14 protein-coding genes and 1 pseudogene are annotated in these 25,029 nt (G+C 69.8%); 11 read left to right on the top strand and 4 right to left on the bottom strand.

The annotated features are described in order from the left end of the window. Genes BLS21_RS08260 through BLS21_RS08270 form a run of 3 tightly spaced genes read left to right on the top strand, consistent with a single transcriptional unit; the run spans nucleotide 1 to nucleotide 6,713 of the window. Nucleotides 1-1,431, top strand: coding sequence for a CHAT domain-containing protein (locus BLS21_RS08260; RefSeq protein WP_175479491.1), 1,431 nt, complete (start codon nucleotides 1-3; stop codon nucleotides 1,429-1,431). A 37-nt stretch (nucleotides 1,432-1,468) separates the two neighbouring features. Continuing rightward, entirely contained in the window at nucleotides 1,469-5,143 is a 3,675-nt protein-coding gene (locus BLS21_RS08265; RefSeq protein ID WP_139177050.1) for an FHIPEP family type III secretion protein, read from the top strand. Continuing rightward, a complete protein-coding gene (locus BLS21_RS08270) occupies nucleotides 5,130-6,713 on the top strand; it encodes a hypothetical protein (RefSeq protein WP_091216249.1) in 1,584 nt (527 codons plus the stop codon). Before BLS21_RS08265 ends, BLS21_RS08270 begins: the two co-directional genes overlap by 14 nt. Nucleotides 6,714-6,839: 126 nt before the next feature. Here the strand turns inward: BLS21_RS08270 and BLS21_RS08275 are convergent, their stop codons facing one another. From BLS21_RS08275 to BLS21_RS08285, 3 genes are all read right to left on the bottom strand, one after another. Continuing rightward, nucleotides 6,840-7,064, bottom strand: coding sequence for a hypothetical protein (locus BLS21_RS08275; protein ID WP_139177051.1), 225 nt, complete (start codon nucleotides 7,062-7,064; stop codon nucleotides 6,840-6,842). A 39-nt stretch (nucleotides 7,065-7,103) separates the two neighbouring features. Beyond that, nucleotides 7,104-7,340: a hypothetical protein gene (locus BLS21_RS08280; protein ID WP_091216254.1), complete on the bottom strand. Its 237-nt coding sequence runs from the start codon at nucleotides 7,338-7,340 to the stop codon at nucleotides 7,104-7,106. Nucleotides 7,341-7,532: 192 nt separating this feature from the next. Continuing rightward, complete coding sequence (locus BLS21_RS08285) at nucleotides 7,533-10,421, bottom strand: BTAD domain-containing putative transcriptional regulator (protein WP_091216257.1); 2,889 nt, start codon at nucleotides 10,419-10,421, stop codon at nucleotides 7,533-7,535. A 1,070-nt stretch (nucleotides 10,422-11,491) separates the two neighbouring features. Here BLS21_RS08285 and BLS21_RS25830 point away from each other — a divergent pair. The 8 genes and pseudogenes from BLS21_RS25830 to BLS21_RS08320 form a co-directional block, all read left to right on the top strand. After that, nucleotides 11,492-11,767, top strand: a pseudogene (locus BLS21_RS25830) (IS5/IS1182 family transposase); the annotation flags it as partial. Nucleotides 11,768-12,530: 763 nt separating this feature from the next. Beyond that, nucleotides 12,531-13,991: a type I restriction-modification system subunit M gene (locus tag BLS21_RS08290; protein WP_091216260.1), complete on the top strand. Its 1,461-nt coding sequence runs from the start codon at nucleotides 12,531-12,533 to the stop codon at nucleotides 13,989-13,991. Beyond that, nucleotides 13,988-15,166, top strand: coding sequence for a restriction endonuclease subunit S (locus tag BLS21_RS08295; RefSeq protein WP_091216264.1), 1,179 nt, complete (start codon nucleotides 13,988-13,990; stop codon nucleotides 15,164-15,166). Before BLS21_RS08290 ends, BLS21_RS08295 begins: the two co-directional genes overlap by 4 nt. Continuing rightward, on the top strand, nucleotides 15,163-18,582 hold the full coding sequence (locus tag BLS21_RS08300) for a DEAD/DEAH box helicase family protein (protein ID WP_091216267.1): 3,420 nt from the start codon (nucleotides 15,163-15,165) through the stop codon (nucleotides 18,580-18,582). The genes BLS21_RS08295 and BLS21_RS08300 overlap by 4 nt, the downstream gene beginning before the upstream one ends. Nucleotides 18,583-18,645: 63 nt before the next feature. Continuing rightward, nucleotides 18,646-19,356 carry a PD-(D/E)XK nuclease family protein gene (locus BLS21_RS08305; RefSeq protein ID WP_091216272.1) on the top strand — a complete coding sequence of 237 codons (711 nt, stop codon included), beginning with the start codon at nucleotides 18,646-18,648 and terminating at the stop codon, nucleotides 19,354-19,356. Further along, nucleotides 19,349-19,951 (top strand): hypothetical protein, encoded by a 603-nt coding sequence (locus tag BLS21_RS08310; protein WP_091216274.1) that lies wholly within the window; start codon nucleotides 19,349-19,351, stop codon nucleotides 19,949-19,951. Before BLS21_RS08305 ends, BLS21_RS08310 begins: the two co-directional genes overlap by 8 nt. Beyond that, a complete protein-coding gene (locus BLS21_RS08315) occupies nucleotides 19,948-20,877 on the top strand; it encodes a restriction system modified-DNA reader domain-containing protein (RefSeq protein WP_091216277.1) in 930 nt (309 codons plus the stop codon). The genes BLS21_RS08310 and BLS21_RS08315 overlap by 4 nt, the downstream gene beginning before the upstream one ends. A gap of 73 nt (nucleotides 20,878-20,950) precedes the next feature. After that, on the top strand, nucleotides 20,951-23,665 hold the full coding sequence (locus BLS21_RS08320; protein ID WP_139177052.1) for an N-6 DNA methylase: 2,715 nt from the start codon (nucleotides 20,951-20,953) through the stop codon (nucleotides 23,663-23,665). A gap of 204 nt (nucleotides 23,666-23,869) precedes the next feature. Here BLS21_RS08320 and BLS21_RS08325 read toward each other — a convergent pair whose 3' ends face one another. After that, nucleotides 23,870-24,988 (bottom strand): site-specific integrase, encoded by a 1,119-nt coding sequence (locus BLS21_RS08325; protein ID WP_091216282.1) that lies wholly within the window; start codon nucleotides 24,986-24,988, stop codon nucleotides 23,870-23,872. Nucleotides 24,989-25,029: the final 41 nt, after the last annotated feature.

Below are 25,029 nucleotides of genomic sequence, written 5' to 3' on the forward strand. Positions count from 1 at the left end.
GTGGACGACGGATACGAGTACCGCATCGTGGTCGACACGGACCTCCGCGGTTTCAGGAGCGGGCCGGGCGAGACGGTGCCCACCGAAGTGGCCCGCGCCCCGCGGACGGACGACGCGCTGCAGCGGGAGACGGTGCGGGTGCTCCGGCTCTGGCTGGACCGATGGCCGGCCATCCGGCAGCAGAAGAAGCTCCCCGTCCCGGACACCTTCAAGCTGCTCGGCAGCTACCTCTACCGGACCGTGTTCCGCGAGGCCGTCGAGACCAAGTTCCGGGAGGTGCGCGAGGAGGCGGAGCGCGACGACCTCACCCTGCGGGTCGACCTCGCCCTGGGGCCGGGCGCCGGGGAACTGGCCGAGTGGCCGTGGGAGCTGCTGTACTCGCCGGACTGGGGCGGCGAGTTCCTCGCCAAGGCCTCCGGACTGGTGCTCAGCCGGAGCCTCAACCAGACCCGCTTCCCCAACCGGCACCAGGACCCACCGCTGCGGGTCTACTGCATCATCGCCGTGCCCGACACGCCCGCCTACGCGGCCCAGCGCGAGGAGCTGACCGAGGCGCTGACGGGGATGACCGAGTACAGCAGGACCATCCAGCCCGAGATCACCGAGCGGTGGAACCAGAAGACCGTGCAGCAGCGGCTGCGCACGGCTCCGCACCCCCACATCATCCACTTCGTGGGGGTGTGCCGGCGGCGGTGGGAGGGCGGGGTCCTCAACCTGCAGATCTGCCTCGACGACGGCTCGGGCGGCCACGAATGGGCGAGTACGACCGCGCTCGTGGACCTGCTGGCCAGCGGCGGCACGCCGCGCGGGGAGAACCGGGCCCGGCTCGCCGTCCTCCACCTCAGCGAGCCCTCGCCGCTGGACTTCGACGTGACCTTCGAGCGGCTCGCCCCGGCCCTCATCCAGCGCGGGATCCCCGCGGTGCTGGCCATGCAGTACCCGCTCACCGGCGAGCCCGCCGCGCGCTTCATCCGGCTCCTCTACGAGAAGATCGCCGAGCACAAGAGCATCGAGGAGGCCGTCCAGTGCGCCCGCGGCGAGCTCTTCGTCGACCTGCAGGACGACCTCGCCTTCGGCTCGCCCGTCCTCTACATGCAGAGCCTCGACAGCCAGTTGCTCCCGGGCGCGGACGCCGTGCCGGGCACGGCCGGAGCCGGGCCCGGCGGTGTGGTCACCACCCTCCTGCCGGCCGGGTCCCTGCGGGACGCCCTCCTCGCCGCTCTGACCGTGCTGCCCGAGAGCCCGGTGACCGCGGGGGTGCGCCTCGAGGTGGAGCGCAACACCTGGCCCGACAGCGCTGTCGGGGTGGGCCAGCTGCTGGCCCGGCGCATCCGCGAATCGGTCTCCCGACCGGACGAGCTGGTCGTCTACGAGGAGCTCGCCCGGGTCGTCTCCGAGTGGGAGAGGGGCGGTGGTCTCCTTGCCGGCTGACAGCGAACGCAGTCCTGTGCGTGACGACCTCGACGCCGTGAGCCGGGCGGTCACCGACGACCTCGCCGCCGTCTCGATCGGGCCGCTGGCCCTGGCGGCCCGGGGGTGGCTGGCCTGGCAGCTGCGACGGGCGTCGTCCTACGACCAGGCCGGTGACGTGCTGCGGACCCTGGAGGACGAGCTGTCGGCCATGGCCGGGAGGCTCCGGGCGCAGCGCTCCCGACTGGACGCGCTCCGCGAGAGCCGGGTCCTCACCGATCCGGCCGGCCCCGCGTGGCGGGACGACGTCCGGACGCGGTTGTCGGGCACGCCCCGGGCGGACCGAGCCGCCGTGTGGCGCAACTTCTACGCCGCGGCCTTCTGCGCCTCCCAGTTCGAGGCTTGCCTGTGGCTCTGCGACGCCGATGGTGTCCGCCCCGACGACGACACACGCCGCCAGCTGCGCGGCTCGGCGGAGGCCGCACGCCACGGACTGCTCGCCTACACCCTCCCTGGGCTGGAGCTGCTCACCGATCCCGCCTGCAGCGCCGCCATCGACGACGACGTGCGGGGGCGGTGCTGGGTGATGCGCGCCCGTGCCGTCTGCCGGGGGCTCAACGAGCCGGGAGCCGCCGTCGAGCTGCTCGGTTCCCTCACCGGCGCGTCACAGCCGTGGTCGTCCACCGTGCGCGCGGTGGTGCACGTGGCGTTGGGCGAGGCGCTCCTCGACCACGGGGACCCCGCGGCGGCGCAGGACGAGTTGCACCGGGCGCTCCTCGCCAGCGAGGCCGAACCGAGTGCGCACGTCCTGGGCGGCATGATCGCCGAGGCCGCCGGCGAAGTGGCACGCGCGGAGCAGTGGTACGACGCGGCCCTCGCGCTGGACGCGGAGCGCGTCGTGTCCGGGGCGCTGTTCGCGCCGGTCCCGCCGATCCTGCTCTGGCGCCACGGCCGGCGGCTGCGCAGTTCCGACACCGAGCGTGCCGTCACGGCGATCCGACGAGCGCTCCAGGAGGCCCAGGCCCTGCCCGCGGGCGCCTTTCCCGAGCGAAAGGCGTACGTGGACCTCGCGCGGACCCACGACCGGGCCGGCAACCGCACCGAAGCAGGCCGGGCCTACGCGAAGGCCGCCCAACGTTATGCGGCCAAGGGTGACCGGTCCACGGCGCGGGAGTACATCGGCCTGGCCGTGGAGCGGCAACCGGCCGAGGTGGAGTACCGCTTCCTCTACGCCGAGGCCCTGCGGCTGGAGGCGGTGCGCCAGGACGGGCTCGTGGACCTGGTCCGGCTCGCGGAGGCGGCGCAGCACTGGTCGGAGGGGATGGTCCGGGCCGCTGACGGCGGCCAGCCGCCGTGGGTCTACGCGACCGGCGCGTCGATCGCCCACCTGCGCTCCGGCGACCTCTACCGGCCCAGGGCGTCCACCTCCGCCACGGCCGTCCTCGAACGGGGCCTGCTCGTGGCGCCCGCCGATCGGCAGCTGACGGGCCCGCTCTCCCAGGCCCACCGGCTGATCGGCAACCCCTGGGCAGCGCTGGACCTGAGCCGGCAGGGACTGGAGCGCGACCCCGGCAACGAGGTGCTGTTCGACCAGCACCTCCTCGCCCTCCTCGAGCTCGAGAGACCCCAGGAGGCCCTCGAGCTCGTCACCGCCCGCCCGATGAGTCGGCGGACCCCCTGGCTGATCAACCGGACGGTCCAGATCCTGATCGAGCTCGGCCGTCCGGGGGAGGCCGTGGAGGTCCTCGAACGGCACAGCACGGGCGACGACGTCATGCACGCGCTGCAGGTCGGGCTCTGCCACTGGCTGGACGGACGTCCCGAGGACGCGTCCCGGGCGTACGCTCTGGCCGCCGACCGGGCCGACGCAGAAGGCCAGCGGCGGGACAACCTCCGGGCCTGGGCACTGCACCTGCTCGGGCGGCACGACGAGGCCGTGGACGTCTACGAGCCGCTGCTCACCGCGGACCGGCGGGACCCCTCCCTGCACTGGGAGTACGGGCAGATGCTCCTGGCCCGCGGCCGCACCGGGGACCTGGAACAGGGCGCCCGAGAGCTGGACGACGGCATCCGGATGGCGCGCAGCCGGTACGCCCTCTCCGTCCTCGTCCGGATGGACCTCCCCCGGCTCCTCCAGCTCACGGAGCACGCCCCGCACGCCGACCGGCTGCGGGCCGAGGTGAACCGTGTCCGGACCACCGTGGCCGGCCTCGTCGAGGACCTGCGGGGCGCCGGGAACGCCGTCGAGGAACTGGAGCGGTGCCTCGACCTCCCCGCCCATCCCGCGGACGACGACGACGGCGCCGACCGCCGCCGGGCCTGCTTGGCCGGGCTGGCGCGGCTCGAGGCGGCCGACGACCGCACGCGGGCGCTGCGCCGCTATCTGCGGCTCGGCGCCGACCCCGCCGTCCCGGAGGCATCCCTGGGGACACGACGCGTCGTCCGCGACGTGTGGGCCGAGATCGAGGCGACCGCCCGGCAGGCCACGCCCGACGAGGGCCTGACCGCCGCCGAGGCGCTGCTGTCCCTGCTCTCCGGCGCACCCGGCGTGCCACCGGACGTGCTGACCACCACCCGGCTGCGCGCGGCCCTCCTGGCCGCACGCGCAGCACGACAGCAGCGGTTCGCCGAGCACCTGACCGCGGCGCTGGCGGAACCGGCGCCCGGGGCCAGCGCTGCCGTGGCCTCGACGCTGGCCGAGGCCGTGGACACGTTCGCGACCTACTGGGTGGTCAGAGACGCCGCCCAGGAGATGGGCCGCAGCGTTGCGGCCGGCAGCCCGGAGTGTGAGGCCGTCCGGCGACTCCTCGACGCCCTGCCCCTCGCCGGCCTGCTGCGGACCCGGCGGGAGGACGTCGATCCGCGGCGCATGTACCCGCTCCTCACACCGCTGGCCATCCGCGTGGGCGCGGCCCTGTGGCCGAAGAACGACCCGGACCGGACCAGTGCCTGGCGGTCGGCGGTCACCGAGCTCCGTGGGCGCATCCAGGACGAGGTGGGGGTCCTCCTGCCGCACGTCGGCCTGGGGCTGGACCCGGACCTCGCCGACGACGCGTACCGGGTCGAGCTGTACGACGACGTCCGTGTCCGCGGCACCGTCCAGGTCACCGCCGACCAGGACAGCGCGCAGTGGGCGGCCGCCGTGGACACCGTGGTGGCGCGGCTCGAGGAGGTCGCCCGGGGCACCCTGAACCGGCTCTTCACCATCGACGACGTCGCGCTCTGGCTGGGCGGCGGGGCCTTCCCCGAGGCCTCTCGTCAGGCGCTGGCCCGGACCAGCCGGTCGGAACGGCTGGAGCTCCTGCGGCTCCTCCGGCTGCTCCTCCGCGAGCAGGTCCCCATCGTCGACCGCGACACCATCCTCGCCGAGGTGGCGCGGCACGAGCCGCACTGGAGCGCACCGGCCGCGCTGCCCGCCGTCCGCCGCCGCCTCCTCGCCGCCGACCGGGCATCCATCGTCGACGGCGTCCCGAGCGCCACCCTCCCGGTGGACCTCGAGCAGCGGCTCCGTGCCGGCCTCGACCCGGAGGACCCCAGCGTGTGGCAGCTCCCGCGGGAGGAGGCCACCACCCTGGCCGCCGCCCTGGCCGCCTGGCACGAGGACGCGGGTCACCCGCGCTGCGTGTCCATGGGCAGCGCCGAGCTGCGGCCGTACGTGTGGCGGCTGCTCGCCATGACGTCCGACCACCCCGTCCGGGTGCTGAGCAAGGAGGAGATCGGTGTCCGCACCTGAGCAGACGGGCTTCCGCGCCGGCGCCCGGCGCGTCTTCCGCGAGGCGGTCCGGATCGCGCAGCTCCCGCGCCTCGACGTCCGGCTGGTCACGGCTCCCCCGACGACGGGGCCGGCGGACACGGACGCGGCTGCATCCCGCGTCGCGGACGTCCTACGGGTGCGCATGGCGGAGCTGGGCGTGCCAGGCGTCCCCGTCGTGCAGGTCGCCCTCGAGCCCGGGGCCGAGTTCCCCCGGCTGCACATCGCCGGCCAGCCGTGCCGGATCCCGCAGGACCGGCTCGCCGCGGCCCTGGCGCCGACCGGTCCGGTCCAGGGGGCGGACGGGGATGACGACGACCAGGCAGGAGCCGACTGGCCCACCGAGGTGGCCACGGCCTGCCAGGTGGCCGTCGAATGGGACCCGTCGGTGGTGATCGGCCCGCCCCAGCGCGCGGCCCTGGTGTCAGCGGTCCGGAAGGCCGGGATGACCGCCCACGCGCCGGACGTGCTGGGAGCGGCGCTGCAGGCGGTGGTGGCCAACGGGGTGTCCTGCCGTGACACGGCTGCCGTCGTCCGGGTGCTCGAGACCGCCCAGGGCGGCGCGTCGACCGACGCCGAGCTGGCAGAGGTGCTCATCGCCGGGCTGTCCCCGGGCGTGGTCCTGGTCGGGCTGCCCCAGCGGCTCCTGCGCGAGATGACCCGGGACGAGGTGGACCCTGAGACCTTCTCCCGCATGCGGGTCCGGCTGTACGAGGAGCTGGGGCTGCGGGTCCCCGACATCGACATCCGCATCGATCCGCGGGTGCCCGACGGCTGCTGCACCGTGCGGCTGCACCACACGGCGTTCCGGCCGCAGCGGCTGCCCGAGCCGGTCACGATCGAGGCCCTCGCGGCCGCCGTGGAGTCACGGGTGCGCGAGCACGCATGGTGGTTCGTCCACCTCGACGAGGTCCACAGCACCGTGGACCAGGTCCGGCTGGCACTGCCCGAACTCGTGGGCGCGGTCACCGACCGGTACAGCGAGGTGCAGCTCGCCGTCCTGGCCCGCACGCTGCTGGCCGAGGCGGTGCCGCTGCGCAACCCGCCGCGGCTGATGGTCCTGCTGCTCGACGTGCCGGCGATGGGCAGCGGCCGGGATGTCGTGCGCCTGGCCGAGCCGCACCGGTCCGAGCCGGAACGTCCGGCTCCGCGGCCGAGCCCGGGGCAGGTGCTGAGCTACGCCCGGCAGCAGGTGCTCGAGGAACGCACGCGCACCGAACCGGGACTGCGGGACGTCGTGGTGGACCAGGTCCCCGACCGACCCCGTGCTGGGAACGCCGGCGCCCTGCACCGCGGTCGCCCCGCGGACACGCCCCCCGGGTTCGTCAACGCACTGCTCGAGCAGGCCGCCCGTGCCGTCGGGAGCGAGTGGGGACTGGTCGCGGCCAGCCAGGCGGAGCGGGACGTCGCCCACCGCCTGTTGCACTGGCAGTACCCCGAGGTGGCGGTGCGGGTGTCCCAGGAGTTCCCGCCGACCTACCGGCTGCGGCCCAGGCCCACCGGCCCGGTGCCGGCCGCGGACGGCACCGCCCGGGCCGAGACGTCCGCGTAGGGCGACGGCGTGGCTCGCACGCCCGGCCCCGGGCGGCCCGCCGTGCCGCCACGGAGGTCGGTTCGTCACCACCCGCGCCCGAACCCTCTTCGTCCACGTCTGCAGCGCCCTGCGCCCCTCCCGCCGTCAGGACCCGCTCGTCTGTTCAGCGCGGGTCGATGGGGGTGAGGACGCCTGCTCGGGCCTCGATGACCGTGGCGGCTTCGAGCGGGTGTCCTCGTCGAACCGCCGCCCGAGGAGCTGCACGCCCGTGGGCAGGGCGCCGGCCACCCCGGTGGGCACCGACATGGCCGGGAACCCGAGGACGGGGATCGCCATCATCGACGCCTGCGCGGCCACGAGCCGGCGCATGCTCTCCACGCTGACGATGTCGGCGTCCTGCTCGAACGCCTACTTGAACGCCTGCTCGGCCGACACCGGGAGGAGGACGAGCGGGTGGGACTCGAGGACCTCGGCGAGCCGGCGGATGAGCGTGCCCCGGCGGGCGTATCCGGCGATGAACTGGTCGAGCGTCGGCTTCTCGCCCCACCAGTCGGCCGCGACGGCGTAGTAGTGCTCTGCTGCCTTCTGCATCCCCTTGTCGCCGACCTCGTCGACCATCGGCATGGCGAGGCGGAACTCCTCCATGCACAGCAGGTACCAGAGCCGGTAGGCCTCGGCGAGGACGGGCAGCAGTCCGCTGAGCGGACCGTCAACGCGCGACGGTCCGCTCTCACTGCTGCTGAGCAGCGCCGCCGTCCCGCCGTTCGGCCGGGAGCTCCTCCTCGGGTTCCGCAGCTCGTGACGGCTCCGGTGACGGTCGTGGGGGAGCTGCCCGGGTCACCGAGCCGAGTCGCAGGGGGCGTTCGCGCCGTCGAGCTGCTCCAGCCTGGCACGCAGTCGTTCGGCATCGGGGTGGGCCAGCTGGTCGAGGATGGTCAAGGCCTGCTGCCAGGCGTCGCGGGCGGCGTGGGTGTCGCCTGCCCTCCGTCGGGCTTCGCCGACGGCAGCGAGTGCGTTGGCTTCGTAGAACCGGTTCCCGAGCTCCCGGAACAGCTCCACTGCGTGCCTGTAGCAGTCGAAGGCCTGAGCGTGGTGGTCGAGACGACTGTGGGCGAGGCCGAGGCTGTCCCAGGTGGCGGCCTCCCCGTGGCGGTCACCCATCTCCCGGAACAGGGTCAGCGCTCGCTCGCAGCAGGTCAGGGCCTGGCGGTGGTCGTCGAGCAGAGCGTGGCACCAGCCGACCGTGTTGAGGGCCCGGGCCCGCCCCTCGCGGTGATCGACGGCCTCGAACAGCTGCAACGCCCGGCGAGCGTGGTGGAGCGCCTCAGCAGGGCGGCTCTGCCGCTCGAACAGGCGCGCGAAGTTGATGTGGGTGTGGGCCTGCCCGACCCGGTCGTCCAGTTGCTCGAACAGGCCCAGCGCCTGCCGGGCTTCGTCGATGGCTTCGTCGAGGCGACCCAACCGGATGTAGGCGCCTGCGAGACCGCGGTGAGCCAGGGCCTGGGCGAGCGGATCACCCAGCCGGTGGGCAACGGCCAGCGCGGTGCGCCCGACGGCGACCCAGTCGTGCCAGTGCCCCCGCCAGTCCAGGAACATCTCCATGCTCCAGACCAGTTGCCAGGCGTGGGTGTCCAAGCCCGCCGACACGGCCTGGTCGACGGCGGCCAGCAGGACCGGGTGCTCGGCGGCGAACCATGCGAGGGCCTGTCCGGCGTCAGCCAGGCCCGCGAGTGACACTCCGGCGCACTGCTCGACCAGGCTGATCGGGATCCTGATCCAGTGCAGCAGCTGTGCGGCGGTGTAGCAGCTCTGCAGGTAGTGGTCCAGCAGCCGGCGGGTTGCCGCGCACCGGTCGGCCCCCGTGTCGACGGTGCGGGCCAGTTCCGTGGCGTAGGCACGGAGCAGGTCGTGGAGGGCGTACCGACCCGGTGTCAGCTCGGCGAGCAGGTGACTGCCGCTCAGCTCGGCCAGCAGGGGCCGCACCCGCGCGAGTGGCAGCCCGGCCAGGCTGGCCGCCGCGGGGGCCGTGAGGTGTGGACCGGGGTGGAGCCCCAGGAGGCGGAACAGCCGCGCCGCCTGGTCGCTGAGTTGCCGGTAGGACCAGGAGAACACGCTGCGCACGTCCGAGGCCGGACCGTCCTGGCTGGCGAGCGCATCCAGCCGAGCCTGCGCCTCGCGTAGCTCATCGGCCAGCGTGGCGAGGGGGAACGTCGGCTGAGCGGCGGCCCGGGCGGCCACCATCGTCAGTGCCAGCGGCAGACGGGCGCACGAGGTGACGATGTCCGTGGTGGCCCGGGGTTCGGCTGCGATCCGGTGCTCACCGCAGCGGCGCGCCAAGAGGGCCTGGGCCTCGTCGTGGGTGAACACGTCGAGGGTCAGCGGCTGGGCGCCGGCGCCGGCGATCAGGCCCGTCAGCCGGTTGCGGCTGGTGACCAGGACCAGGCAGCCGGGGGTGCCGGGCAGCAGGGGGCGGACCTGGGCGGTGTCGCGGGCGTTGTCCAGCACGACCAGCATCTTCTTGCCGGCCAGGCGGCTCCGGTACAACGCCGCCTGGGACTCCAGGTCCACCGGTAGGCGCTCGAGCGGCACCGCGAGAGCGTCGAGGAAGCCGTGTACTGCCTCGGCCGGGACCATCGGCTGTCCACTGGGGTCGAATCCACGCAGGTTGACGTACAGCTGTCCGTCGGGGAACCGGTCCGCGACCTGGTGAGCCCAGTGCACCGCCAGCGTCGTCTTGCCGATGCCGGCGGTGCCGGCGATCGCCGAGATGACCACCGGGGCGCCGGCGGCGGTCGCTTCGGCCAGCAGCGCGTCCAGCGCCGCCACCTCGGCGGCCCGGCCGGTGAAGTGGCGGATGGGGGGAGGGAGCTGCCGCGGGACCGGGGTGGTCCGGCCCGGGACGGAGGTCGCGGTCCGTGCGGGGAGGAGTGCCGGATCGTTGCGCAGGATCTGCCGGTGCAGGTGCTGCAGCGACCTGCCGGGGTCGACGCCGAGCTCGTCGGCCAGCGACCGGCTCAGTCGCCGGTAGACCCCCAGCGCCTCGGCCTGTCGGCCGGATCGGTACAGGCCGAGCATGAGCAGTTCGTGCAGCCCCTCGCGGAAGGGATGTCGGACGACGAGGTCCTCGAGCTCCGTGATCACCTGGCCGTGCTGCCCCACGGCCAGGTCCGCCTGGAGGCGCATCTCCAGTGCGCGGAGCCGCTGCTGTTCCAGCCGCGGGATCTCGGCCTGCGCGAAGGGCTCGGCGGTGAACTCCGACAGCGGTTGCCCGTACCACAGATCGAGCGCCTCCTGGAGCGCGCTCGCGGCCCTGGCCGGCGCCAGGGCCAGCTCCCGGGCACCTTCGCGGGAGAGCCGCTGGAAGCGGCGGAGGTCGAGCCGCTCGGGGTCGAGGTCGAGGGCGTACCCGGGTCTGCGGCGGTGGAGGATCCCTCCGCCGAGTGGCTCGGACTCCTCCTCGGTCAGGAGGGTCTTCCGTAGCCGGGAGACGTACACCTGGACGATGTTGGTCGCACTCGCCGGCGGCCGGCCTCCCCACAGGCCATCGATGAGGGTGTCGGTGGAGACGACCTCATTGAGGTTCAGAGCCAGCATGGCCAACACCGCGCGTTGCTTGGTGCCGCCCAGGGGGAGCGGACCACGCGCCGTCCGGACCTCGAGTGGACCCAGGACCCGAACGTCCACCCCGGTCTCCCGTCCCGGCCGTCTCCGCTCGCCGGCGGCCACGGCAGTCGGGTGCCCGGGGAGTCACGGCCCTACACCACCCAGCGTGCCTCCTCCCGGAAGTGAGTTCAACACGATCCGGCTGCCGTCGACAGGTTGATCCGCGACCCTCATCAGCTGACCCCGCACCGTGTCCGGCACCGGCCGAGAGATCAGCCGCGCCGCACATCCCGACCACGGCTCACGGCTTCCCGCAGCCGCACGAGCGGGCCCGCCAGAGGCCTCGAACCGAGGACAGGACGACGGAGTCCGGGTCTCCTCGGTCTCGAGGACTGCTGGAACACCGTCCCCCACGGCCACCGGTGATCGTTCGAGACGCGCGACTCCGGGGGGATCGCTCGGTGGCCGACCTGTGGGCCCGCACGTCCCACCGCGGTCGACGGTGACCACCGCGCCGGAGACCACCTTGCAGGGTCGTGGGTCCGAACGCGGACGGGAGGGGGCTGGGTCGGCGGCAGCCGGGGCTGCCGCCGACCCAGCGTGCTGACTCCTAGCGCAGGACCCTCAGTTCGGTCCACAGGATGCCGTAGCTCCTGCATTCGTAGTCGTACCACCGACCTTGGCGCACACCGTTGAGGCCATCGGTGGCGCACTGGAGGCGCTGGCCGCTCAGATACCACGTCTCGTACTGCCATTCGGCCTGCGCGGCAGCTGAGTTCAGTGCGATCGATGCGGGTGATTCCGCGGGACCTGCTGCTGTGCTCGCGGCATGTGCCGGGACCTGTGCAGCGGTGGCGAGACCGCCTGTCAGGGCACCCGCAGTTGCCGTCGTCGCGACGAGCCTCGTGACAGATCGCCGCATCCGTCGATCCTGGTGCCGGTTGGACGACTGAGTCGGATGGATGAGCATGGTCTTCCTGTCCGTTGACTCGGAGGTCGGACCCATGTCCTGGCCGGGCCCGGGCTCGTGCTGGTCTTCGAGCCATCCAGAGGCTCGCGATGGGTGCTTGACCTGCGCTGAACTGCCACTGAAAGGGTGTGAGAGGACGGCCGCAGGCAGGGAGCCTCGCAGGACGTCGCAGGAGTGGGGCGTTGAGCCCTGTTCCGCCCTGACGGTTCGACGCGGTCCGTCGATCCCGTCCTCCTCGCCGCCCCGGTTCATCAGGGAGGAGCTGTGGACGACATTCGAGCTGTCGATCTCACCGCAGAAGCCGGTGGTTCACGGTCGCACCGGCCGCCTGCGAGATCCGACCGAGCCGGGCTACGGGTCGGGCCGGACCTGCTGGTGGATGCGAGTGCGCCGAGGTCGGCGTGTGCAACCGGGTGCACCAGGCGGTGCTCGACCGGCTCGGTGGGGAGGGGCTGCGCGATCAGTCGCGAACCAGCTGGACTCGCACAGCGTCCGGGCAACGTAGTGCGCTGAAGCAGGAGTCCTGAAAGGGTTGACATGGCCCGTTCGGAGGCTGCTCCAGGCGGGCGAGCAGGCTGGGTTGGCCTACGGTTATGCGTGAAGCGGGCGACTGGGTTGAACTGGCATGGCCAGCTTGGAAGGCAGGATCTTGTGACCCCATCTGCGCTGGTCAGCGGCACATTCGAGTGTCTGGATAGACCCGCGTGACCACCATGTGACCAATCGCCTCCTGATAGGTCACTCCGGCCGCTTACGTTGAGGTGCCCGGGGGTTCGAAGCTTGGGCGGACTCGTCGCAGGATAACGAACCGCCCGGGACCGTGAGGTCGAGAGAAACCGTCAGCTCGTGGGCTTGAATGGCCTGCGCGACGGGGCCGCAGGTGGCCGCAGCGGAGGGCGCCTGATTCTTGGCATCAATGGCCTTCGCCTTCCTTCGTAAGGTCGCAGCCCCAGTAGGGCGGATCCGGCTGCAGCGGCGGCGGGTCGACCCGGCCGCGGCGGGTGCCGGCGTGTCAACTGCCCGGCTCCTCGTTGAAGAACCGTTGGTGTCCGACGCTCGTACACAGTCGGAGCCACGGGACACATGAGAGGCAACGCCCGCGCCGCCACGAGGTGATCCGCTCGCTGGCGTCACCGACCGTGTCCGGTTGTCCACTGTGCGGCGGATGCCAGGCTACCGTGCCAGTGCTTAGAACAACCGAGGGGGTTGCACGTGCCACCGCGCGCGAAGAAGTCAGCAACGCTGGGAACCGGTGCACCGGCATGATCACTGGCGAGCTCAAGATCAAGATCGACCGAGTCTGGGACGCCTTCTGGTCCGGGGGCATCTCCAACCCCCTCGAGGTCATTGAGCAGATCACCTACTTGCTCTTTGTCCGTCGGCTCGACGATCTGCAGACGCTGAGGGAGCGGAAGGCCAACCGCACGGGTAAGCCGATCGAGGATCCGATCTTCCGGCCCGGCGAGGAGGACCTCCGCTGGTCGCGGTTCAAGGACTTCGAACCTGGCGTCATGCACCGGGTGATCGGTGAGGGGGTGTTCCCGTTCCTGCGCCAGCTCGGTGGCGACGGGTCCACCTACTCCGAGCACATGAGGGACGCTCGGTTCACCATCCCGACCCCGGCGCTGCTCTCTCGCGTCGTCGACTTGCTAAACGACGTCCCCATGCAGGACCGGGACACCAACGGCGACCTGTACGAGTACATGCTCAGCAAGATCGCCTCAGCCGGTCAAAACGGTCAGTTCCGAACCCCACGGCACATCATCCAGCTCATGGTGGCGATGACCGCCCCGCAGCCGACGGACGAAATCTGCGACCCCGCCTGCGGCACCGCCGGCTTCCTCGTCGCCGCCTCCGAGTACGTGCGCAGCCAGCACCCCACGGTCATGACCGACGCAGAGCAGCGGCAGCACTACCACCGCAGCATGTTCCACGGGTACGACTTCGACTCCACCATGCTCCGGATCGGCAGCATGAACATGCTGCTGCACGGGGTCGAGCAGCCGGACATTCGCTACCGCGACTCCCTCTCCGAAGGCGCGGCAGGGGAGGCGGGACTCTACTCCCTGGTTCTCGCCAATCCCCCGTTCGCCGGCAGCCTCGACTACGAGTCGACGTCGAAGGACCTGCAGCGGATCGTCAAGACCAGGAAGACAGAGTTGCTCTTCCTCGCGCTGTTCCTTCGGCTGCTCAAGCCCGGTGGGCGGGCGGCAGTCATCGTCCCTGATGGCGTGCTCTTCGGATCTTCGACGGCGCATAAGGCCCTGCGCCGGATCCTGGTCGAAGACCAGAAGCTCGACGCAGTAGTCAAGCTGCCCTCCGGGGTGTTCAGGCCGTACGCGGGAGTGTCGACAGCGGTCCTGCTGTTCACCAAGACCAACAGCGGCGGCACCGAGGATGTCTGGTTCTACGACGTCCAGGCCGACGGCTTCACCCTTGACGACAAGCGCACGCCGACGGAGGCCAACGACCTCCCCGACGTGCTCGCACGCTGGATAGAACGTGACGGCGACGAACGAGCGCGCGAGCGCACGGAGCAGAGTTTCTGCGTATCGAAATCCGAAATCGCCGCGAACGGCTACGACCTCTCGCTCAACCGGTATGGGGAGGTTATCCACGACGAGGTCGAACATCGGCCGCCACTGGAGATCATCGGCGATCTCGAGAAGTTGGAAGCGGACATCCAGCAGGGCCTTGCGAATTTGAGGTCGATGCTGTCGTGACGGTTCTCTCTCTGGCCGAGGTGGCCGACGTCAACCCACGGGCCATTTGGAAACCTGCTCTTGACGAGGCCGTGGCATTCGTCCCGATGGCCGCACTCAATGCCGAGACGGCTCAGACCGCCCCAGGCGATACCCGTCCGTTCCGGGAAGTGTCCAGTGGGTACACCCTCTTCCGGGATCAAGATTTGCTGGTCGCGAAGATTACCCCGTGCTTTGAGAACAATAAGATAGGTCAGGCGAACCTGCGTCATGAAGTAGGTGTTGGCTCGTCCGAGTTCCATGTCGTGAGGCCCAAGACGGACATGGTTGACGCTCGCTATCTTATGCACTTTTTGCGCCAGGACCGTGTGCGCCTCGAAGGCGAGCGACGCATGACGGGGAGTGGTGGACAGCGGCGCGTGCCCCCTGCATTCCTGAAAGAACTTCGTCTCCCCGTTCCGCCGCTTGAGGAGCAGCGGCGCATCGTGGCGATCTTGGACGAAGCGAATCGCATGCTTGATCTGCAGCGCCGTCAGCTCGAGGCCACGGATGAGCTCGCTGCTAGTCTTGCTTACGAGCTTCTCGCTAGCACTCCTCGGCGAGAGCGACTTGCTGACATCGCGCAACGTGTCACCGTTGGCCACGTTGGACCCACAGCCGACCACGTCGTTGCCGAAGGCACTCCGCTGCTGCGCACACAAAACATCGGCCGCGGCGCCGTCATCAAAGCCGGCCTGATTCAGATCGACGAAGACCTGGCTGGACGGCTGAGCAAGAGTCGCTTGAGGGCCGGCGATGTGCTGATCTCGCGACACGTGGTCGATGAGATTCGCTGTGCGGTCCTGCCATCGGACCTCGACGGCGCGAACTGCGCGAACATGTTGCTCGTATCACCGAGTGCAGAGCTTCGTGGCGAGGTCTTGTCGCATTTCTTGCGATCGCAAGCGGCGCAAGACTTTCTCTTGGGCCGTCGCGTGGGTTCGGCACAGAAAGTCGTCAACACAAAAGTCCTACAACAACTGCTGGTGCCAGTCCCCGAGCGGGCCGAGCAGGAGCGATTCTGTTCGGTGGTGCGCGTCTTGGACCGACAGGCTGCACTGCGGACGAGCGCGGCTGCCGAGACGGAGTCGCTTCTGGCGGCTCTTGAGCAACGCCTGTTCCACCCCGGAAGTGCAGTAGGGGCAACAGCGAAATGAGCAACTTCGAGTTCGTGAGGCAAGAGTGGCCTGAGATCCACAATGACTGCAGGCGAGCGGAAGGTTATCTCGCGTCGGACCCGCGGTCGGCGTGCTTCTATGCCCGCCGGGCAGCAGAGCAAGTCGTCGGGCTCATCTACGACGTCGACGGGCTGCCTATCCCGTACAAGGACGACCTCTCGGCTCGTACCAACGAGCCGGCGTTCCAACGGCGGGTCGGCGTCGGGATCGGGCAGAAGCTCAATCTGATCCGCAAGCTCGGGAACCGGGCTGTCCATGATGTGCAGCCCATTCCGGCCCGTGCGGCGGTTGACGTGCTGCGGGAGTTGCATCACGTGGTGGTGTGGACGGCCTTCCGCTACTCCACCAACCCGGCGGCGGTGCCGACCGGGGCGGTGTTCGACCCGAAGCTCGCGGGCAGTCAGGCTCCGCTGAGCCGGGCGGATGTCGTGAAGCTGGCGGAAAAGTTCCGCCAGCAGGACGAGGCTCACGGTCGCGCTCTAAGGGAGCGGGACGAGCTCGCGGCGGCGAAGGACGCCGAGATTGAACAACTGCGGGAGCAGATCAAGGCCGCGCAGGCCGCGCACACGCTGACCGACACCCACGACTACTCCGAGGCCCGGACCCGCGACCTCATCATCGACGAACTCCTCCGCGAGGCGGGCTGGCAGCTCACCGAGGGCCGCCACCGCGAGTTCCCGGTCACCGGCATGCCCAACGCCGAGGGCAAGGGCTACGTCGACTACGTGCTGTGGGGTAGCGACGGGCTGCCGCTCGCGGTCGTGGAGGCGAAGAAGACCACCGTCGAGCCGGCGGTAGGCCAACAACAGGCCAAGCTGTACGCTGACTGCCTGCAGCAGATGACCGGCCGCCGGCCGGTGATCTTCTACACCAACGGCTACCGGACCTGGCTATGGGACGACGCCGCCGGCTATCCGCCGCGCCGGGTCGAGGGCTTTTTCACCGCCGACGAGCTCGAACTGATGGTGCAGCGCCGCACCGGCCGCCTGCCGCTGGCGGACGCGCCCATCGACAACAGCATCGTCGAGCGCCATTACCAGCAGCGCGCCATCCGGGCGGTAGGAGAGACCTTCATCGCCAAGCAGCGCGCCGCCTTGCTGGTGATGGCCACCGGCTCCGGCAAGACCCGAACCGTCATCGCGCTGGTCGATCAGCTGATGCGCGCCGGGTGGGTCAAGCGTGTCTTGTTCCTCGCCGACCGCACCGCCCTGGTCACCCAGGCCGTCGGGGCCTTCAAGACCCACCTGCCGAACGCGACCACGGTCAACCTGGTGACCGAGAAGGTCACCGACGGCCGGGTATACGTCTCGACGTACCCAACGATGATGAACTTGATCAACGAGACCGACGCAGGTCGGAGGCTGTTCGGACCGGGCTACTTCGACCTTATCGTCATCGACGAGGCCCACCGATCGGTCTACCAGAAGTACCGCTCCATCTTTTCCTGGTTCGACTCGCTGCTGGTAGGCCTCACCGCCACGCCGAAGGACGAGGTCGACCGCAACACCTATTCGTTGTTCAACCTCGAAGACGGAGTTCCCACCGACGCCTACAGCCTCGACGAGGCCGTCGCCGCGGGCTACCTCGTGCCGCCGGTGGCGGTGTCGGTGCCCACGAAGTTCCTCCGCGACGGCATCCGCTATGACGAGCTCAGCGAGGCGGAGAAGGACGATTGGGATTCGCTCGAATGGAACGAGGACGGCGACATCCCTGACGCCGTCTCGGCCGAAGAGTTCAACAAGTTCCTCTTCAACGCCGACACCGTCGACAAGGTACTTGCCACCTTGATGAAGGACGGCCACAAGGTCGCCGGCGGTGACCGGCTCGGCAAGACCATCGTGTTCGCCAAGAACCAGGCCCATGCCGAGTTCATCCAGAAGCGCTTCGACGCCAACTACCCCGAGTACGCCGGCCACTTCGCCCGCGTCGTCACCCACTCGGTGACCTACGCCCAGAACCTGATTGATGACTTCTCAATCAAGGACAAGGCGCCGCACATCTCCATCTCCGTCGACATGCTCGACACCGGCATCGACGTCCCCGAGGTCGTCAACCTCGTCTTTTTCAAGCTGGTGCGCGCCAAGAGCAAGTTCTGGCAAATGATCGGCCGCGGCACTCGCCTCTGCCCCGACCTCTACGGGCCGGGTGAGGACAAGAAAGACTTCTACGTCTTCGACTTCTGCGGCAACCTCGAGTTCTTCAGCCAGAACCTGCCCGACTCCGGCGGGTCGCTGCAGAAGTCCCTCACCGAGCGCCTGTTCGAGGCGCGCCTGGGACTCCTGACCGGGCTGGACCGAACCGGAGTCGGTGTCGTCCCCGGTGACCAGCCGGAAGTCGGCCGGGGCGAGGTCAGCGAGCGCGGCCTGCGCGTCGACGTCGCTTGGTCGCTGCACGAGGTGGTGGTCGGCATGAACGTCGACAACTTCCTGGTCCGCCCAGCTCGGCAGTGGGTCGAGACGTACTCCGACTGGAAAGCCTGGCATCAGTTGACCCCGGAGAAGGCCGGCGACATCGCCCATCACCTCGCCGGCCTCCCCTCCACCAGACGGGACGACGACGAGGACGCCAAGCGCTTCGACCTGATCCTGCTGCGGCTCCAGCTCGCGCGGCTCGACGGCGATGCCGTCCTGTTCGAGCGGCTGCGCAAGCAGGTGCAGGACATCACCGCCGCGTTACTCGGCCAGACCGCGATCCCCTCGGTCAAGGCGCAGGAGCAGCTGCTCGAAGGCCTGTCCGGCGACGAATGGTGGGTCGACGTCACCCTGCCGATGCTGGAGTTGGCCCGGCGGCGCGTCCGCGGATTGGTGCGGTTTGTGGAGAAGTCCCGGCGCGCGGTCGTCTACTCCAACTTCGCCGACGAGGTCGGCGAGAGCAGCATCGTGGAGCTTCCCGGCGTCACTCCGGGCACTGACTGGGAGCGGTTCCGCGCGAAGGCCCGCGCCTACCTCCGCGACCACGAAGACCACTTGGCCCTCCAGCGTCTGCGCCGCAACCTCCAGCTCACTCCGGAGGACCTAGCGGTGCTGGAGGCGATGCTCGTCGAGTCCGGCGCCGGCAATGAGGCCGACATTGCCCGCGCCCGGGAGGAGGCGCACGGGCTCGGGTTGTTTATCCGCTCCCTGATCGGTCTGGACCGCGAGGCCGCGACCGCCGCGTTCGACCGCTACCTGTCCGACGGCACGTACTCGGCCAACCAGATCCGGTTCGTCCAGCTCATCGTCGAGCACTTGACCGCCAACGGCGTCATGGAAGTGGAGCGCCTTTACGAGTCGCCATTTACCGACAGCGCACCGCACGGCCCGGACTCGATCTTCACCGAGGAAGAGGTCGACGGCATCGTGACCGTTCTTCATCAGGTCAGAGACCGAGCTCTTCCGGACGTCACGGTCGCGTGAGGGCGCGGAGCACCCACCCATGGGCAGGAGTTCGCGGTTGACCATGTCGCTGGGGCGGAAGACGTGACCCGTCCCGGCGAGGTCGCCGTCGATGCGATGCACGAATGGGAGGCGCGTCACGCGACGCTGACCGTGAAGTGGCACGCCGTCGCTGCCGCCGAGCAGTCGCAGGGCGCCACCGCGGTGACGCACTGGAGGAACCGCCTCGGACAGCTGCAGGCCGCCCAGCGGGACCTCGTCCAGACCGGCCGCTGGCGGGGTGGCCCGCGAACGCTGCTCGCCGCGCTCGACGTGCAGTACCGGGAACTGGCGATGACCGCGGGGCTGGCCTGGCTGCTGCGCTCCGATGGCCACCACGGCCTCGGCCCTGCTCTGCTCGACGGGCTGCTTCACCACCTCGGGATCGACGGCTCCGGCACGGAGGCCGGCGTGCGGGCGGTGTTGGAGGAGCAGCGGGACGAGACCCGCGCCGACCTCGTGCTCTATGGCGGCGACTGGACGATCGTGGTGGAGGCCAAGACCTTCGCTGTCGAGCAGGAGCGCCAACTGGACCGCCTTTACGAGCACTGGCGGAACGAGCCGGCCCCCTGCTTCGTCTTCCTCACCCGCGGCCAGCGGGTGCCGACCACCGCCGTGGACAGCCGCGACCAGTGGCGAGCACTCACCTGGGACCAGGTCGCCGACATCGCCCGCGTGGCCGCCACCTCGATGACCGGGGCGGCGCCCGGCGTCCACGACTACATCGCCACTCTGGAGGCCTACCACCGTGTCTGAACGGCTTGTCCCTACTCGCGAGGACGCCGACGCGAAGGCGTGGTTCTACCTCGATCACCGGCATGACATCGAGACCTGGGCTGCTCTCCGCGCAGAAGGCCGTCAGCTTTTGGACAAGCACCTTGTCGGTGTCGCCGCGCAGCTGGAAGAGCTGGCCGAGGAACTAGACGCCGAGCTGGAGACGAACGACTTGGACTCCGGCTCCTGGCCCAGAGCCGGACTGCGCCTCCCGACCTGGCAGTACCACGGAACCGCGGACGTCAGCGTCGTCATCCAGTGGGAACGCGCGCGCCTGCTCACGCCGGGATCGAATGAGTGGCCCTACGTCGCGGTGCGCCTGCCCGCCGACGCGGCAGAGGAGGAGCGCCGTCGGCAGATCAGCGACGCTATGAGAACGGTGCGGTCCCAGCTCAAGGGATCGTCGTCTCGGACCTTCCCGTTCTGGCGCTACGTGCAGCCCCTATCCAGCGCGTCCCTGGACCCCGCCGCGCTCATCCGGGACGTCCTGATCGCCTTCCGCCAGCTGTGGGACGCAGCGGCCCCGGCCCTGGACGCTCTACATTTTGCCGCGGTCCAGCCGGTGCAGAATCGATGACCGCGGCCGCGCCGGGCCCCGGTGCCGCCGACCAGCTGCCGCTGTCGGTGCTGCTGCCCGACGGCCCCGCGGCGCCCGCGCTGATCTACGACACAACTGCGGCGCTCGCCATGGCCGTGGTCGACCGCGGAGCGGTCGCCGGGGTGACCGGTGACTGGGATGTTCCTGGCGTCTACGTCCTGCTGGACCGGCATGACGCCGACGGCACCTGGGGCTGCTACGTCGGCAAGGCCCCCGGCGGCGTCCGGACCCGGCTGGGTCAGCACCTGAAGGGCAAGGACCACTGGAGCCGGGCACTGCTCATCCGGCGAGACGCGACATTTGGGTTCAACAGTGCCCACGTGGGGTGGTTGGAAGGCCGACTGTACGACCTGCTGGACGCCGCGGCCGACACCCGCCTGCACAACGCCAACCGGCCCAGCGATGAGACGCTGCCGCCCTACGAGCGCGCGGCGTTGGAGAGCATTGTCCCGCCGATCCGGCGCGTCCTCCGGCTGCTCGGCTATGACACCGAGACCCCCGACGACCAATTGACGATCCGGCCGGTGATAAAGGCCCGTAGCAACCGCTTCTACGGCATCACCGCCAAGCAGCTGCTCGACGCTGGTCTTCTCACGCCGGGGGAGACCCTGACGTCCACGAACGGTGTCTTTCCCGCTACGGCTGTGCTGTGCGCCGACGGCGCCGTCGAGTACGACGGCACGCCCTACCCCAGTCCCAGTAAGGCGGCCAGCGAGGCGAAAGGTGGGCTCGCAGCCAACGGTTGGGACTTCTGGGCTGTCGAACGGTCCACTGGCCGTGTGCCGTTGGCGACCCTGCGCGCGCGCTGGCTCGACTCGGCCCAATCGGACAACGGGCCAGCAAGCAGTCGAAGCGCATCCGCTGCCTCGATTGACCTGAATACCGGTTCGACGAGGCTCCAGTGACGACAACAACCACAGGTTTGGCGGCAAGGTGAAGGACAAGGTTCGAGCCTCAGCCGACGGCATCGTGTGGACGGTGCTCGAGCAGCTGCGTCACCGCGCAAGGATGGACGCAGGCTCGGTCCCGGCTCTCGCGGTCGATGCCGCGAGATCATGGTCACTGCGAAGCGCGGCCCCTCTGCCGGATCTCCTCCAACGCGATGAAGAGAATCCGCAACTGCGTCCCGCGCTCGACATCCAGAGACGCTGGCTCGAGGAAGCGGATGAGAGCGCGGTTGCCGACTACCTCCCAGCGCTGGTGTACCGGCTCGGCGGCCAGGAGGCAGGAGAGCACCTCTCCAGCCCTTCCATCGTGCGCGTCGCCTTGATCTCAGCACTGGCGCGGGTTCGTCCCGGAACGGGTGCTCTCAACCTGCTGGACCTCACGGTCGGTTCAGGGGCGATGCTGGGCGGCCTAGCCAGCGCCGTCGCTGGTCTCGGCTACACCTCGCGAGTCCTCGGCCAAGAGTTGAATTCCGAACTCGCGACCGTAGCGGCCGCGACCTTGTATCTGCAGGGTCACAGAGCGGAGGTCCGCGTCGCTGACTCACTGGCCGAAGATTCGTTCGCCGACGAGTCGATCGACCTAGCGGTTTCGCAGCCCCCGTTCAATCTGTCATGGGAGCGCCAGGAACAGCGAGTGCGTCAGCGGCAGAGTGCCGAAGGCTGGTACCGGTTCGGATTGCCGCGCAAGAGCGACGCCACATGGCTGTTCGCCAGTCGGATGCTGGAGAAGCTGCGCGTGCCCGAGGCCGGTGGCGGCCGCGCCATTGTATTCACCGCGCTCGGCGCGCTGACCGCCGACTCGAGTGACAGTGTTCGCAAGGCCATCCTCGCTGAGGACCTGCTCGAAGCTGTCGTTGCGTTGCCGGCGGGGCTGAGCCCATCGACGAACATTCAGCTGTACGCGCTGATCTTCGCGAACTGCAAGGCGGCTTCCCGGCGGGGAAAGGTGCAGGTGATCAACCTGCGCCCGTACTTCGAAACGTCACGGAACCGCCACACAACCCAACGTGAGTTGCAGGGCGACGCATTCGACGTGCTGCGCAACTCTCTTGCGTCGGTTCGCGACGGGATGGCATCCCGCACGCTTCCAACTGAGTACTTCCTGCGGCGCCGTGTCACCGTCATGCTGGGTGGGCGCCGGAACGACGCAGCCCTCGACAACACCCGCATGACCTGGGATGTGGAGATCCCAGAGAGCCAGGACTCAGACGAGTTCCTCCGTGAAAGGTACGGAGTGCCCGTCGGACTCACGTGGGAGCTGACCGAGCACGTGCGCGCGCGACTGGAGACCGACTCCGTCTTCGATCCGAGTCGGCACCGCCTGAAGCGGTGGCTTCGTGAGCAGGCGTGGGACTCGACGCGGCTCTCTGCGCTCCTTGCGCGGCGGCCGCATGTCGTGGAGCCAGGCGACCCTCGCAGCGCCGAACCCCTGCTGATGCTCCCAACCAACCCCGACGCCGCTTCCCTCGGGACCGACCGCGGCGACGGGCGGGGGCGAGTCCTCGCGCTGGAACTTGCGCCGGGCCCTGTGTCCCCTGACTTCCTCGTGTCGTGGCTCAACACGGGCCTCGGCCGTGAGAGCCGCCGTCGTGCACACGTGTTCGCGAGTTCGGGAACCGTGATTGCGGCGGTTCGGACTGACAACAGATCGCTTCTCAAGCTGACTGACGAGCTGATCGTCCCCATTCCGCCGCCCGCGGTGCAGCAGGAGCTAGCAGCAGCCGAGGCCAGGCTGACTGCGGTTGCAGGTCTTGCCGATCGGGCGCGGCAGGAGCTGTGGGAGGCGCCGAGCCGCGGCAAGCAGGTGGTGTCCCGGTTCGACGCCCTGTTCGACGAGACGCTGGGCACGTGGGCCAGTGACCTGCCCTATCCCGTGGCATCCGCGGTCTGGACCCTTGAGACACGGAACACGATCGACGCCAGACACAAGCAGATGTTCTTGGTGTGGGAGGCCTATGCCGCCTTCACGGGGACGGTGGTCCTCTCTGCTCTGGCTCAAGACCCTGTTCTGCGGGAAGTCGAAGTACCTCAACTGCGGGATGCCCTAGCCAACGCTGCCGTGTCGATGGAGCGCGCAACGCTGGGGACATGGAACGTCATCACGCAGCGGCTCACGGCACGCTTTCGAGACATGCTCTCGAGCGACGATCTCGATGAGCGAGCTCGTTTGCTGCAAATCTTCGGCGGTCCGAGTCACGACAGCCTCGCGCGTTTGCTCAGCCCGACGGTGGTGCGGCTGCTGAACGACGCCAATGCAAAGCGCAATGAGTGGGCAGGGCACACGGGCGCGGCGCCTGAGCGCGAACTTCGAGGCCATCTCGACTACCTCACTGCGAGGCTCGAGGAGCTTCGCGACGAGGTCGGTCCCGCCTGGCGCGAGCTTCTGTGCGTACGGGCTGGTGACGGCCGACGTCGCCAGGGCCAGATCCACCAGAAGGTGGAGCTGGCGATGGGGCCGAGCACCCCGTTCCGGCAGAGCGAAATCCGCGTCGGTGAACTGATGGATTGGGGCGACCTGTACCTGGCCACGGATGGCTGCGCCCAGCCCCTGCGACTCCAACACCTGCTCGTTATGCGTGAAAGCCCCGATAATGCGCGCTACGCCTGCTACTTCTACAACCGCATGCAGGGCGAGATGGTTCGCATCGTGTCGTACCACCTCACCGATCGCAGCGACGTCACCGAGGAACTCGAAGACGTCGCCGCTGCGGTCCACGACCTCCTTGACACCTTGCCGGCGGAGTAGCAGCGCAATTGCTCAGTCGCTGCCTGACTCCTCGCAGGCCGAAGGCGGCGGACATGGCGTGTGACGGCGGGAGTTCCCCCGGGAAGACGAGGGATACCCCCGTACCTGGCGTAGAGCTTCGACGATGGAGGACTCGGAGAGAAGCCGCTCCTAGTCCTGCTCACTACGTGACCATTCGCCTCTGAGGCGGCGTCACTCCGGCCGCTACTCGACGTCGTCCCGCGCCTCGGTGATGGCACCGAGCATGGCGTCGAGGGCCCGGGCGATGTCGGCGTCGCGGTCGTCGGCGGCGTGCTGGTAGAGCAGCGCGGCGGCGGGGGAGGAGTGACCCAGCCGGCGCATCAGCTCCTTGGTGGTCGCGCCGGTCGCCGCGGCGAGGGTAGCCCCCGTGTGGCGTAGTTCGTGCGGTCGGACGGCTGGCAAGCCGATGGCGTCGGCGGCGCGGCGGAAGGTCGAGTTCCAGTTGCTGCGGGCGAGGTAGCCGCCGGTACTGGTGGCGAACAGGAGGGCGTCCGGAGGAGTTGGGACGTGCTTCTCCAGGTGCTCCTCCAGTACCGCCGCGACCGCGGCGGGGAGGGTCACCGTCCGGTGTCCGGCGTCGGTCTTGGGTTCGCCGACAACCCATCGGCCGGCGACGCGTCGAACAGATCGCCCGACGCGCAGCCGGCCGCCGGGCAGGACGTCGGATCGGCGCAGCGCAGTGGCTTCACCGAACCGAAGCCCGCCGAAGGCGAGGACAAGCAGTAGTGCGCGGTACCGAGCGGTCCTCCGGTCCCGCCCCAGTTGCTCAGCGAGCTGCAGTGCCTCTGGGGCGGTGAGTGCACGGGACGGCCGGGTTGCCTTCGACGTGCCGGCGCCGCGTAATCGGCACGGGTTGGAGGCGATGGCTTCGTCGGCGACCGCGACGTTGAGGATGGCGCGCAGAAGCCGGTACGACTGGGCCAGCGCAGTCGGGCCCGTCGTCCGGCCGGCCTTGGCGTGCCAGGAGCGGACGGCGGCGGGGGTGACCTCGTCGACGGGGACGTCGGCCCATGGCTCGGTGAGGTGGTGTCGCCACAGACCGGCGTAGAGGACGCGAGTGCTTTCGCGGAGGTCGTTGCGGACGAGGTAGTCCTCGGCGTACTCGCCGACCGTGCGGCTGGTGACGTTCGGCGCTCGCCAGCTCTTGCGGAGGAGGTCGGTCTGCTGACTTGCCAACCACGCCCAGGCGTCAGCCTTGGTGTCGAAGACCTTGGCGTGGCGTCGACCGTCGGGGCCGAGGTACCGGGCGCGGTAGCGGCCGCTGGGGAGCCGGTCGACCGACCCGAACGTCCGCTTGGCCATACCACGACCCTGGTGGGAGCGTCAGCGGTTGTCCGCCGTCG

Origin of the sequence: Geodermatophilus siccatus (assembly GCF_900103785.1) — a bacterium.
Classification (GTDB): Bacteria; Actinomycetota; Actinomycetes; order Mycobacteriales; family Geodermatophilaceae; genus Geodermatophilus; species Geodermatophilus siccatus.